Origin of the sequence: Nostoc sp. DedQUE09 (genome assembly GCF_034530915.1) — a bacterium.
GTDB lineage: Bacteria > Cyanobacteriota > Cyanobacteriia > Cyanobacteriales > Nostocaceae > Nostoc.
Genome location: NZ_JAVRCE010000035.1, coordinates 1 through 13324, shown reverse-complemented (window position 1 = coordinate 13324; position 13324 = coordinate 1). Strand labels below are relative to the sequence as shown.

13 protein-coding genes and 1 CRISPR repeat array are annotated in these 13324 nt (G+C 40.6%); of the genes, 8 read left to right on the top strand and 5 right to left on the bottom strand.

Going from position 1 to position 13324, the window contains the following annotated elements; translation table 11 throughout:
• The first annotated feature begins 36 nt into the window (after window positions 1-36).
• Together cas7d and cas5d are read left to right on the top strand one after the other, a co-directional pair.
• Window positions 37-1053 carry a type I-D CRISPR-associated protein Cas7/Csc2 gene (gene cas7d / locus RMY27_RS21170; protein ID WP_322666496.1) on the top strand — a complete coding sequence of 339 codons (1017 nt, stop codon included), beginning with the start codon at window positions 37-39 and terminating at the stop codon, window positions 1051-1053.
• Complete coding sequence (gene cas5d / locus RMY27_RS21165; protein ID WP_322666494.1) at window positions 1053-1760, top strand: type I-D CRISPR-associated protein Cas5/Csc1; 708 nt, start codon at window positions 1053-1055, stop codon at window positions 1758-1760. The genes cas7d and cas5d overlap by 1 nt, the downstream gene beginning before the upstream one ends.
• On the opposite strand, the gene RMY27_RS21160 is transcribed toward cas5d, so the two are convergent.
• Complete coding sequence (locus RMY27_RS21160) at window positions 1761-2171, bottom strand: hypothetical protein (protein ID WP_322666492.1); 411 nt, start codon at window positions 2169-2171, stop codon at window positions 1761-1763.
• 109 nt (window positions 2172-2280) lie between these two features.
• Here RMY27_RS21160 and RMY27_RS21155 point away from each other — a divergent pair, with 109 nt between their 5' ends.
• The 5 genes from RMY27_RS21155 (at window position 2281) to cas2 (ending at window position 5839) form a co-directional block, all read left to right on the top strand.
• Complete coding sequence (locus RMY27_RS21155) at window positions 2281-2901, top strand: 2OG-Fe(II) oxygenase (RefSeq protein ID WP_322666490.1); 621 nt, start codon at window positions 2281-2283, stop codon at window positions 2899-2901.
• On the top strand, window positions 2891-3724 hold the full coding sequence (gene cas6 / locus RMY27_RS21150) for a CRISPR-associated endoribonuclease Cas6 (protein ID WP_322666488.1): 834 nt from the start codon (window positions 2891-2893) through the stop codon (window positions 3722-3724). Before RMY27_RS21155 ends, cas6 begins: the two co-directional genes overlap by 11 nt.
• 31 nt (window positions 3725-3755) lie before the next feature.
• A complete protein-coding gene (gene cas4 / locus RMY27_RS21145) occupies window positions 3756-4349 on the top strand; it encodes a CRISPR-associated protein Cas4 (protein ID WP_322666486.1) in 594 nt (197 codons plus the stop codon).
• A 158-nt stretch (window positions 4350-4507) separates the two neighbouring features.
• The gene (cas1d, locus tag RMY27_RS21140) at window positions 4508-5512 is read left to right on the top strand and encodes a type I-D CRISPR-associated endonuclease Cas1d (protein ID WP_322666484.1); all 1005 of its coding nucleotides are present in this window, start codon (window positions 4508-4510) and stop codon (window positions 5510-5512) included.
• Window positions 5513-5551: 39 nt separating this feature from the next.
• Window positions 5552-5839, top strand: a complete 288-nt coding sequence (gene cas2, locus RMY27_RS21135) for a CRISPR-associated endonuclease Cas2 (RefSeq protein ID WP_322666482.1) — start codon at window positions 5552-5554, stop codon at window positions 5837-5839.
• Window positions 5840-6107: 268 nt separating this feature from the next.
• Window positions 6108-7651: direct repeats of the CRISPR family, unit length 37 nt; unit sequence ATTGCAATTTATCAAAATCCCTATTAGGGATTGAAAC.
• Window positions 7652-7693: 42 nt separating this feature from the next.
• Here cas2 and RMY27_RS21130 read toward each other — a convergent pair.
• Complete coding sequence (locus RMY27_RS21130; RefSeq protein ID WP_322666480.1) at window positions 7694-8272, bottom strand: NAD(P)H-dependent oxidoreductase; 579 nt, start codon at window positions 8270-8272, stop codon at window positions 7694-7696.
• A 103-nt stretch (window positions 8273-8375) separates the two neighbouring features.
• On the opposite strand from RMY27_RS21130, the gene RMY27_RS21125 reads away from it, so the two are divergent.
• Entirely contained in the window at window positions 8376-8864 is a 489-nt protein-coding gene (locus RMY27_RS21125) for an NUDIX hydrolase (RefSeq protein ID WP_322666478.1), read from the top strand.
• 288 nt (window positions 8865-9152) lie between these two features.
• Here the strand turns inward: RMY27_RS21125 and RMY27_RS21120 are convergent, their stop codons facing one another.
• The 3 genes from RMY27_RS21120 to RMY27_RS21110 all read right to left on the bottom strand — a co-directional run bounded on the left by RMY27_RS21120 (window position 9153) and on the right by RMY27_RS21110 (window position 13068).
• Window positions 9153-9887 (bottom strand): amino acid ABC transporter ATP-binding protein, encoded by a 735-nt coding sequence (locus RMY27_RS21120; RefSeq protein WP_322666476.1) that lies wholly within the window; start codon window positions 9885-9887, stop codon window positions 9153-9155.
• Window positions 9880-11370, bottom strand: coding sequence for an ABC transporter permease subunit (locus tag RMY27_RS21115; RefSeq protein WP_322666474.1), 1491 nt, complete (start codon window positions 11368-11370; stop codon window positions 9880-9882). Before RMY27_RS21115 ends, RMY27_RS21120 begins: the two co-directional genes overlap by 8 nt.
• A 717-nt stretch (window positions 11371-12087) precedes the next feature.
• The gene (locus RMY27_RS21110) at window positions 12088-13068 is read right to left on the bottom strand and encodes a 2-dehydropantoate 2-reductase (RefSeq protein ID WP_322666472.1); all 981 of its coding nucleotides are present in this window, start codon (window positions 13066-13068) and stop codon (window positions 12088-12090) included.
• Window positions 13069-13324 lie beyond the last annotated feature (256 nt).

Genomic DNA, 13324 nt, shown 5'->3' with positions numbered 1-13324 from the left:
GTAAACAAGTAGTGAATAATTATTTGGAGATCAATCATGGCACTTTTGAAAACTGTTGAACCAGAATTCTTTCAAGCTGAAATTCCTTACAAACCAATGGGGAAATATGCTCATTTTTTGACCATCCGTATTACCGAATCTTATCCATTATTTCAGACAGATGCAGAACTGAATAAAGCACGGGTAAGGGCTGGAGTTAAAGACAAAACTACAATTAGCCGTTTGTCAATGTTCAAGCGCAAGCAGTCTACCCCAGAACGTCTAGTTGGTCGGGAATTGCTGCGTAACTATGGCTTGATGACTGCTGAAGAATGCGAATACAACGTGAATTTTGCAATGGATAATCCTGATTGCATCATTTATGGTTTTGCTATTGGTGACTCTGGCTCTGAAAAATCCAAGGTTGTAGTAGATACGGCATTTTCAATTACAGCTTTTGATGAATCACACGAAACTTTCACCCTCAACGCACCTTATGAAAATGGTACGATGGCTTCCAAGGGTGAAAATGGTTCTAAACCTGGTGAAGTTACCAGTCGAATTAATCAGCAAGACCATATTAGACCGCAAGTTTTTTTCCCTAGTATTATCACCTTGAAAGACCCCACTGAAGCTAGCTTCCTTTACGTTTTTAATAATATTTTGCGAACTCGTCATTATGGAGCGCAAACCACCCGTACAGGTCGCGTCAGAAATGAGTTAATTGGTGTTGTATTTGCGGATGGAGAAATCACCAGTAACCTGCGTTGGACTCAGGCAATATATGACCAAATGAAATCTAATAATACTATAAATTCTCCAGATCCACTAGATGAAGATGACGTAATTACTGCTGCAAAAAATGCTATTGAGGCGTTAATGGCTGACGAGTTTATTGTTCATACAGATTTCATTGGTGATTCTTTTGTATCCTTAATTAATGAAGTCAAAACTTTAACAGGAAGTGAGAAAGGAATCCAGGCAATTTTACAAAAAGCTGATGCAGAAGCTAAAGATTATGCCAAGAAGCATATTAGCAAGAAGAAAACTACTGCTAAAGCGGGGAAAGAGTAATGGTGTTTATTTGCCGTTGTCAAATAGAACTTCATGATAGCCTCTATTACGCAACTCGTGAAATCGGGCGATTGTATGAAACAGAGCCAATAATTCACAATTACGCTCTCTGTTATGCACTGGGTTTAGTTGATAGCCAAATCTACTCTACTACCGTTGCTGAAGAACATTCTTATCGCTATTTTTGCCCCGAACAAGTGCCAAAATATGAGGAGCATCTAACGCCACTCAATCAACAAGGAATTTACGTAACTCCGGCGCGATCGCTCAATCATTCCTCCATCCTCAACACCTGGAAGTATGCTAACAACAACTACCACGTTGAAATGGAGAAAACACAGAAAAATATTCCTAGTTTTGGGAGAGCAAAAGAAATAGCAGCAGAAAGTCTATTTGAGTTTTTTGTCATATCTCAAAAAGACCTCAAACTACCAAAATGGATTCGCTTGGGTAAATGGATGAGCAAGGCTGAAGTAACGGTTGAACCATTACCGAAACCTAAAATTGCTGAGGGTATATTCACTTGTACACATCCATTAAATCCTTTAGATGTGATGTTCACTAATCAAGTGATTAGCTATGATGTTGTGAATATGCCTCCAGTTAGCTTAATTCAGAATGTCCAAATGCGAGGTCAATACTATCAATTTGATGGCATTCAAAACTTAAAAATTCCAGTTCGGATAGAATATCGTTTTCGGAGTTAATTACTTCCCAAAGCCTTTACTACGGTTTTTATTTTTCCGAGGTTCTATCGTCATTAACTCGGCTTTAAAACCTCTAGAATCTTGCAACATTAACTTACGTATTCGCTGGCGTTGGTAAGCCTGTACTTCAGCAGCTAGAGGATGATTAAGATCAATCTTTAGATGAGTAATAGAAGAAACATATTTTTCTTCAGTTTCGGGATTATTTGGCTCTTTTAGTCCGCACATAATCCCACCTTCATCTCCTGAATAACCAACGAAATCAATTTCAAATTCTCTGTCTGGATCGGCGTTTACTCCTTTTTGCTTTAATGTCTTCAAAAACTCCTTCCCTGCTCGTGCTTTAATGGGTAAGTTCTCTTTGAGTTTTTCAGTTAGTGCCTTGGCTGCATTGTAATCATCAATTCTCATTGGTCTTTCTCACTATGTAGTTTTTCTCACTTAAAAGAATACTACTATCATCACTCGACAGTCTTTAAAATTTTAGATACCACATTCAGCGATCGCTCCTCTATCCCCAGTGAAACACTATCAACAGCAAACCAACGCCTTCCCCAGCGATTACCTAAACAACTTGTGGGGAGAAATCCAAGCTTGTCCTTACTTTGCTATCAACAACCTCAACCGCGATTTTGTAGCCACTAAAGGATTTTCCGTAGTATTTCAGCGTTCTGGATTAGCAAAAGTAGAACAGCAGTTTCCCTACTTCAAACCTTATCTAGATTTAGCTCTCCAGCCGAATTGTAATGCTTTTTACCTCAATCCTTTACAACTCAAAGAAGGTTCCCGCGTCGATCCGCATATTGATCGCTCCTTACGTTCCTACTCCAAAACCATTGAACTGCCTGTGGTTGTCAGTGTCCTTTATGTACGCGTACCTGCGGATATGGAAGGGGGAGAACTGGTATTGCGATCGCACAAACGCCAACTTGGGCAAATTAAGCCCCAATTCAATACTTTAGTTTATTTTCAAGGTGATTTAACCCATTCGGTTAACGCTGTCAAAACCCCAGGAAATCGCCTAAGTCTCGTTTGTGAACAGTATAGTTTGAGTGATGCTGAACTCCAGGAAATCCCTGAATTCACTGTAGAGTCAAGAATCACTCAGTCTACAACCAAAAAGAGAAAGTATGCCTCATAGTTTAGTGTTGAATTTGCTACCTCAATCGCCTATTCCACCACAGTATCTTACAGGTAGACATCTCCACGCCCTATTTTTAACCCTTGTTAGCTCTGTAGATAGCACATTAGGCGATCACTTGCACGATTCCACCGCAGATAAAGCTTTCACCCTCTCTCCCTTACAAATTAATTCCTCCCTTTTGAAGGGGGGTAAGGGAGCTAAATTGCAATACTCACATCAACAATCCATTCCCGCCGGAACTCCTTGTTGGTGGCGTATCTCTTTATTAGATGACACTCTATTTGGCAAACTTACCCAACTCTGGCTAAATCTTAATCCTAATCGTCCTTGGCATCTTGGCCCGGCTGACTTGTATATTACCAGCATTCAAGGCACACCCCAATCTATTCAACCTTGGGCAAATGCCAATACTTATGCTCAATTATATGAAGAAGCTAGCGATCGCAACTCTTCCATTAATCTTACCTTTTCCACGCCTACCGCCTTTCGTCAAGGACAGTATGATACTACTCTTCCTACTAGAGGATCTGTATTTAATTCCCTACTTTCACGGTGGAATAAATACAGTGGCATAGAATTGACTCAGATTGCGATCAAGTCAATATTTCCCTCATTTGTCAATATTCACACAGAAATATTAGCTGATTCTCGCAGCAAATTTATTGGCATTATTGGCGAAGTTAACTACAAGATTTTGGGAGCAGTTGAACCCATACAAATTAAGCAAATTAACGCTTTAGCTGACTTTGCTCTGTATGCAGGAATTGGTCGCAAAACAACAATGGGTATGGGGATGACACGGCGGCTGTATTCTCCATAATTTCAATAATTATTTAAAAACCACCTAAGTCATGAATCAAACTGAATATATTTCCATTGCGGCATTGAACCAATATGCCTATTGTCCGCATCGCTGTTGGCGGATGTTTTGTGCCGGAGAATTTACCGATAACCAATACACAATTGAAGGCACAACTTTACACGATCGCGTCCACACTACAAGCGATATACAGCGAGGAGAAACTTGGCAAGTTCGAGCAATTTGGCTTAAGTCAGAGCAATACAAACTCATCGGCAAATCTGATTTAATTGAAGCCGAATCTGGTCAAGTTTACCCAGTGGAATACAAACGAGGACGCAAAGGCGAGTGGGATAACGATGAATTGCAAGTTTGTGCCCAAGCCTTATGTTTAGAAGAGATGACAGGAGAACCTGTTAATACTGGATATATCTATTATGCCCACTCCCATCAACGGCAATTAGTAGAGATTAATGCAGAGTTGCGGCAAAGTGCGATCGCAACTATTCAATCTGTCACAAATCTCCTAGAAACAGGAGCAATGCCAAAACCAGTTTACAGCAAACGCTGCCAAGGATGCAGTCTTTATTCGCAATGTTTGCCCAAAGCAACTGATAAAGTCAAAAGTTATCAAGAAGTAAATTAAATTCTACCCCAATACAGTTCAGAATGAGCAACAAAAACCATCATGTAGAGACGCGATAAATCGCGTCTTAAAAGACCAATAAGCATTAATAGCCGCATTGAATTATACATAACAAGTCTATTCACCCAATCTACAATTATTACTAGGAATCATCAAAAATGGGAACACTTTACGTAACACAAGTTGATGCTTTTATCGGTAAAGTTGACGAACGTCTCACCGTCAAAGCTGAACAAAAAACAATCTTAGATATCCCTTTAATTAAAATAGAGGGAATTGTAGTACTAGGACGGGCTACTATTTCTCCCGCCGTCGTCAGTGAACTTTTAGAACGTCACATTTGTTTAACATTTCTCACACAAAACGGACGATATTTAGGGCGTTTAGAACCAGAAGCTACTAAAAATATTTTTGTTCGTAAAGCCCAATGGCAAGCTGTGGGAGAATCAGAACCAGCAATACATTTAGTTAGAGGATTTGTGCGAGGTAAGTTGAAAAATTACCGTCATAGCTTACTTCGCACTCAGCGAGAACATCCTGATACTGACCTGAATGATAATATCTCTCGATTGGAAAACGCGATCGCACCAATCGAAAAAACTAACAGTATTGATTCCCTCAGAGGCTTAGAAGGTGCTGGTAGTGCGGCCTATTTTGGTTGCTTTCAACAACTAATCAAAACCTCAGAATTTCGCTTTGAAGCCAGACGCCGCCGCCCACCAACCGATCCAGTTAATGCGTTATTGAGTTTTGGGTATTCATTACTACGTCATGACGTGCAAAGTGCTTTAAATATTGTTGGCTTCGATCCCTATCTAGGATACTTACACGTTGAACGTTATGGTAGACCTTCCCTAGCCTTAGACTTGATGGAAGAATTTCGTCCTTTAATAGTGGATGCTGTAGTTTTGTCGCTGATTAACAAGCGATCGCTAACCCTAACTGACTTTACCACCGAACCGCTCAGTGGTGCCGTGACTTTAACCAAAGAAGGACTGCATACATTCCTTCGCGCCTACCAACAAAAGAAACTATCGAGTTTCAAACATCCAGTCATGGGAAATAAATGCACCTACCAAGAAGCTTTTGAAATTCAGGCGAGGTTATTAAGTAAGTACCTCATGAACGAAATCGATAAATATCCTCCCCTAGTTCTCAAATAACTTGTAATTTATCCCCATTCCCCATTCCCTATTCCCTTCATGTATATTGTTGTCAGCTACGATATTCCAGAAGATAAGCGTCGGACTAAAATCCATTCAGTTCTCAAATCCTATGGACAATGGATGCAACTGAGTGTGTTCGAGTGCGATATCACTCTGACTCAGTATGCTAAACTGCGATCGCGTTTAGCTAAATTGATTAAACCCGACACAGACAGCGTTCGCTTTTATTTTCTCTGTGGCTGTTGTCAGCGAAAAGTCGAACGCATTGGCGGAGAACAGCCACGAGACGAAACAATTTTTTTTGCTGAGTCTCCTTCTAGCTAGGTTCCTGCATCTCAAATGCGCGGAAGGGTAGGTGTAGAAATTTCACAGCCATAAAAAAGTACTTCTATCCCAACTCCAGTAAGGCTTTCAAGCCATTCTTTGCCTAATCCTCATCAGCGCAATCTCTGAAATGCTTATCAAAGTACGATTCCAGCCTTTAAGTTTTCCTGGCACTCTTTCCAAACGAATTCTCTAATGCTATGATTGCTCTGGAATCGCGCAACCGCACCTTGAAAACTAAATACAGCTTGACTTTCAGGCTCCCGCTATTGCAATTTATCAAAATCCCTATTAGGGATTGAAACTCAAATAAAAGCGATCGCTTGTAAATGAAGTGACATTGCAATTTATCAAAATCCCTATTAGGGATTGAAACACTTTTATGATAATTCTAGTAGATAAATAAAAGGCAGGATTGCAATTTATCAAAATCCCTATTAGGGATTGAAACTTGCTGGCATTGTGTTGAGGGTGAAGGTATAAATTGCAATTTATCAAAATCCCTATTAGGGATTGAAACCAATTTTGAACTTGGTTGACATAACTCAAGTCAGATTGCAATTTATCAAAATCCCTATTAGGGATTGAAACAACAAAATCGATGGCTCCACAGACCAGACTTCCATTGCAATTTATCAAAATCCCTATTAGGGATTGAAACGATGCTTGATGAACTTCACCATTTTCATCTACAATTGCAATTTATCAAAATCCCTATTAGGGATTGAAACTCTACAACTTGCAAGATGTGGGCATCAGCTAACTATTGCAATTTATCAAAATCCCTATTAGGGATTGAAACGCGATTTCCCATCGCTGGCGATCTGGCTCATCCCAAATTGCAATTTATCAAAATCCCTATTAGGGATTGAAACAGATGAGAATAACAAACTTTTAGGGTATGACAATAAAGATTGCAATTTATCAAAATCCCTATTAGGGATTGAAACATTTATAGAACTCAGTAACAACCCACGCAATGCTTATTGCAATTTATCAAAATCCCTATTAGGGATTGAAACATGTATGCCGTCAAATACCTGACGAGGGTATTCTAATTGCAATTTATCAAAATCCCTATTAGGGATTGAAACAAGTGCATTCTCATTTGGGGATGTAGCTCCAAGTGTAATTGCAATTTATCAAAATCCCTATTAGGGATTGAAACCTACCAAGAAGACTTGGATGCGCGGCTCACCGATATTGCAATTTATCAAAATCCCTATTAGGGATTGAAACGACGAACTAGGCAACGAATATTATGCCGCCAATAAAATTGCAATTTATCAAAATCCCTATTAGGGATTGAAACAACTTCCTGAGTTGCTTTCTGCCACACTTCAGCTATTGCAATTTATCAAAATCCCTATTAGGGATTGAAACAGATACTGTAGAAAGTTTGCAAGATGGACTACAAATTGCAATTTATCAAAATCCCTATTAGGGATTGAAACCAACATTGAGAATTTCAAACCAAATGCCTTGGTTATTGCAATTTATCAAAATCCCTATTAGGGATTGAAACTGAAAGACAACTTTAACACCATTGCTTCTACTGAAATTGCAATTTATCAAAATCCCTATTAGGGATTGAAACCAAATGGATCGCCAAAACCAGTGAGTCTTTCTTCAATTGCAATTTATCAAAATCCCTATTAGGGATTGAAACGAAAACATTATACATGATCGTTAAGTATTTGGGGATTGCAATTTATCAAAATCCCTATTAGGGATTGAAACAAACTATTCGATGCGAGAAATCTCCTGCTGCTTACATTGCAATTTATCAAAATCCCTATTAGGGATTAATCATTTACTTATAGGTGTTCGTTATTTACTGAACACCTGAAGAATTTAGTTAAGCTTCAGCAATATCTTTGTTAAACCATCGCCTAACTTTTCAATAGATTCTTGCTGTTTCGGATCTTTTAACGTGCCATCAGCATTAAAGGCTTCATAAGCTTTGGTTACTGCTATTTGATCGGGTAGTACCAAAACTTTGATGTTTCCCAAAATAGACCGCAGGTGAACCAAACCCCGCAAACCACCAAGAGCGCCTGGGGAAGCACTCATAATAGTAGCAACCTTACCTGCAAAAGCAGCCAACGGTGCTTCATTTGGGGCTGGACGGGATGCCCAGTCAATGGCGTTCTTTAAAACTGCTGTGAGTGAACTGTTATATTCCGGCGAAGCAATCAGCAATCCTTGATGAGAAATCATCAAGTCTTTGAAAGTGCGGGCGTTGGCTGGTAGTCCTTCTTGAGCTTCCAAGTCTTCATCATACAGAGGTAAAGGCAAATCGCGGAGGTCTATATAAGTCACTTCTGCGCCTGCTGCCTTAGCGCCAGCCGCCGCAATTTTTACCAATTTTTTGTTGTAAGAATCTATCCGGGTGCTGCCGGCAAAGGCGAGGATTTTCGGTGTAGATGCCATAATTCTAGGTTGAATGGGAAGAATTAACCTGTTCAGCTGCATTATCCTGTTTTCAGGCGATCGCTGTTTGCTACCCTTAGATTTTCTTAACAAACTTTCTCTTATGGCAAATTGGTCAGACTCTTATCTCGGTAAGTTACGACAAATTGTAGGCGATCGCTTACTTCTATTATTTGGCGCACGTGTGATTATAGAGGATAATTTGGGGCGCGTTTTGTTGCAAAAGCGGAGTGATTTCAAACTTTGGGGGCTACCTGGTGGCTGTCCAGAAGTAGGTGACTCTGCCGAAGAATGTTCAGCACGAGAAGTTTTTGAAGAAACTGGTTTAACAGTTAAGCGTTTTGAAGCTGTGGGGTTTTCTTCTAATCCAGCCTTTGAAACTGTAACTTATCCCAATGGCGATCGCGTCCAAAATTTCATTTTAATTTTGCGAGCCGTTGAATGGTCAGGCAGTCTCGCTTGCTTAGATGGAGAATCGCTAGCGCTGGAATTTTTTGATTTAGCTGACTTACCTACGTTAATGCCAAACGATCGCCCTGTTTTAGAAAAGTTTCAAGAATATAAAGAAAGCGGCAAATTCCTAATGTTCTAAGAGGGTGTTTGAAAAATCTAAATTATTACTAGCCTTGGCGACTAGAAGTCACGGCTACACAGACAAAACCCACCTACGTGGGTTAAAGAGTTTGATTTTGTGTTAGTCCGCGCAGGCGGACTTTGCTTGTGTAGCCGCGATTTCCAATCGCCCAAAACTAGAAGTCACGGCTACACAGACAAAACCCACCTACGTGGGTTAAAGAGTTTGATTTTGTGTTAGTCCGCGCAGGCGGACTTTGCTTGTGTAGCCGCGATTTCCAATCGCCCAAAATTTTTCAAACATCCTCTAAAGCATTTTTTCTAAGAATTGCTTGGCGCGATCGCACTGAGGATTTTGGAAAAACTCGCTAGGAGTAGTATCTTCTGCTAAACTTCCCCGATCGAGGAACATAATTCGATTGGCAACTTCTTTGGCAAAGCCCATTTCATGAGTAACAATCGCCATTGTCATTCCAGATAGCGCTAAACCTTTCATCACTTCCAGCACATCTTTGACCATTTCGGGATCTAATGCAGAGGTGGGTTCATCAAATAAAATCATCTCTGGTTCCATTGCTAATGCACGGGCGATCGCTACTCGCTGTTTCTGTCCCCCAGATAATTTGGATGGATACACAGATACTTTTGATTCTAAACCTACCTTAGCAAGCAATTCTAAACCATGTTCTTCTGCTTTTTGCTTGTTAATTCCTTTCACCTTTATCGGTGCATAGGTGACATTTTCCAGCACATTCATGTGGGGAAACAAATTAAAATGTTGAAATACCATCACCAAATGCTGACGTACTTTAGCAATGTTTGTTTTAGGCTTAGTGATTTCTTGATCGTGAAAGTAGATTCTGCCTCTGGTGGGTTGTTCTAACAAGTTTATGCATCGTAAAAAGGTAGACTTACCTGAACCAGAAGGGCCTAGTATGGCAACCACTTCCCCTTGGTAAAACTCAGTGGAAATATCTTTGAGTACGTCGAGTTGGCCAAAGGATTTACATAAGAATTCCGTGCGAATTACTACATTATTCACTTTCCCGTAACCTCCTTTCTAAAGCGGATGCACCCAAGGTCATACCCATTACCAAAACATAGTAGATTAATCCTGCAAATAGCAGTGGTTCAAAATAAATATATTTGTTTGCACCAACAATTTGGGCGCTGCGTAATATTTCCACCACCCCAATCGTTGACACCAGCGCGGAATCTTTAAGCAATCCGATAGTTTCATTTACTAATGCTGGGAGAATGTTCTTCAATGCTTGGGGCAAAATCACATCCCACATCATCAACCAATAGGGAACACCCATAGACATCGCCGCTTCACTTTGTCCTTTATCTACTGCTTGAATCCCACCTCTGATGGTTTCCGACATATAAGCGCCAGAATTCAAGGTAAAAGTTAGCACCCCAGCCTCCAATGCGGAAATGTCATAGCCTGTAAGCTGGGGTGTTGCGTAATAAACTAATGCCAACTGTAATAGCAAAGGTGTACCTCGAAAAACAGAGGTGTAGGCATTCGCAACCCAGGTAAGCGGCTTGATGCCGAGAATTTTTAAGAGAGACAAGATTGTTCCCCAGATTAACCCCAAGGTTACAGATAATAGGGTAAACAACAAAGTTAATGGGATTCCCCGCAGAATAAAGGGAATATCAGGAAGAATTCTGGTAAAGTCGAGATTCAATCCGCCTTTTTCAGGAGTTGAGGATGCAGAATTGGCTGCGGTATTCTGTGAAAACCACTTGGTTACTAGTTTAGCCAATGTGCCATCGTCCTTCATTTGTTGAAGGACTTTGTTAAACGGTTCTACAAAAGAAGAACCTTTGGGAAAAGCGATCGCCGATCCACTTGCCTCTTCTGAGGGAATTGTATTAAATTCTAAATCTGGGTTAGCTTGGGCGAATCCTTTAGCGACGGTATCTTCAACAATCGCAGCATCAATTCGCCCAGATTTGATTTCTTGAACTGCTTCCGGCACTTTGTTGAGTTGCTTTAGCTGAATACCTGCAACTTTTTTAGCAATTTTTTGGGCATTTTGTTCTTGTATGGTTCCTAGTTGCACCCCAACCTTTTTTCCTGATAAGTCTTGGGGTTGCTTCAGATTGCTACCTTTAGGAGCGACAATTGTATCTTTAGCTTCGTAATAAATAATTGAAAAGTCAATATTTTTCTGACGTTCTGGAGTCGGAGTCATCCCAGCCATGACAAAATCGGCGCGATTTGCTTGGAGTGCAGGAATTAACCCATTAAAATCAGATTCCATTATTTGAAGTTTAAACCCTAGTTTTTCAGCAAGGGTTTTGGCAATATCTATATCAAAACCAACAATTTGGCGATCGCCTCCTTTCGTATCATAAAACTCATAAGGAGGATAATCTGGGGAAGTAATCATCGTTAGCGTGTCTTTCCCTAAAGGTGAAGCAGCTTTTAGAGAATTACTATGTCCGATGATGATGCTGATTCCTATTACTGCTACAACCAGTATTGTTAATAGCCATCCTTTTTTTTTCTTCATAAAATATTCCGCACTTAAACTGCTACATCAATCGAGCAAATAATACCTGTGACATCATGTCCGCTGAATGGCTATGGTGTACACACAAATTTTCTAAATATTTCCCCACTTCTTGTTTTGCAATGCCATTGCATTGACTTGTTATGCTATTGCATCGGCTTGTTATATTATGTCCCCTTGATTGCTTATTAAACCCGAAGAACCCCACCCCGCCAAAGCTGTGCTTTGTCTCCCCTCCCCGCCTGCGGGGAGGGGTTGGGGGTGGGGTTCTTTTATTATGGGTAATTTGGCGGACATGATATTATGCCAATGCATCGGCTTGTTATGCCATTGCATCGACTTGTTATGCCATTGCATCGGCTTGTTATGCCATTGCATCGGCTTGTTATGCCATTGCATCGACTTGTTATGCCATTGCATCGACTTGTTATGCCATTGCATCGGCTTGTTATGCCATTGCATCGGCTTGTTATGCTATTGCATCGACTTGTTATGCTATTGCATCGACTTGTTATGCCAATGCATCGACTTGCAAGCCTTAATTAATGCATAGTAAAGTCTCTGCTTAGGGAACTCTAATAAATAAATTATTCAATCTTGTGGGGTGGGCAACATGAGCGCCCAATTCACAGGACAGGCAAGATGCCCATCCCACAAGAAATATTGTGATATTTTATTACTTGGAAGTCCCTTAATCCCATAAAAACTTCGGGACTGTCAAATTCTGACTTTAGTCGCCTCCAGCAACTTAACGCTGGCATAAATCGCATCAATATAAGGTGTAGGAATTTGAGTAAGTTTTCCCAATTCTGCCACCGCACCAACGATCGCATCTATCTCCGTAGCGCGTCCGGCTTCAATATCTTGTAGCATTGAGGTTTTATGGGCACCAACATTTTCTGCCCCATTAATTCGCTGTTCTAGAGTGATACCAAACTTTATACCCAACTTTTCTGCGATCGCTTGAGTTTCAGTCATCATTTGTCGCGCTAGTTCGCGGGTGAGGGGATAGCGGCAAATATCCTCTAGAGTCGCACTAGTTAAGGCACTGATGGGATTAAACGCTACATTTCCCCACAATTTGATCCAAATTTCCGTGCGAATTTGATTGCGGATTGGTGTTTTAAATCCTGCTTGTTTTAAAGTCTGTGCCAATAATTGAATGCGTTCTGTTTTAGTGCCGTCTATTTCACCAAGAGTAAAGCGATCGCCTTCAATATGTTTAATTACACCCGGTTCAATTATCTCAGTTGCTGGGTAAACCACACAACCAATTGCACGTTCAGCACCGATACTAGTTTCAATAATCCCATCTGGATCAACAGATTGAATTCGCGTACCTTCATACTCACCGCCATGTTGACGAAAATACCACCAAGGAACGCCATTTTGGGCTGTTACCACCATTGTATGAGCATCGTAGAGTGCTGGGAGAGAAGGTGCGATCGTGGGTACACTATGAGCCTTCACAGTTAAAATTACTACATCTTGTGGCCCCGCTTCTTGAATATCGCTAGTTGCCAGAAATGGAGTAGCAATTTGGCTAGAACCATCTGCCATAAACAACTTCAGCCCATTTTTTTGAATTGCCTCCAAATGAAAACCACGCGCAATCAACGTCACTGCTTCACCTGCAAGTGCCAGTTTTGCCCCTAAATATCCACCAATCGCACCCGCGCCAACAATACAGATTTTCATTTAGCCAAAAAATATGATTTGTGGAAGACGGTATCCAATTCAGTTCCCAGTAGTGAGTTCTCCAGCTTAAAGTGGGAAGATTCACAAGTATAGCAAAGTGCTGAGTGCTGAGTGCTGAGTGCTGAGTGCTGAGTAAAAACCCAGTCGTTTCAAGCCTTTGAGCAATCAACACTGTCCTAATCTATGTGACTACGGCTATACTACTCATTACTCATTACTCATTACTCATTACTCATTACTCATTACTCATTACTCA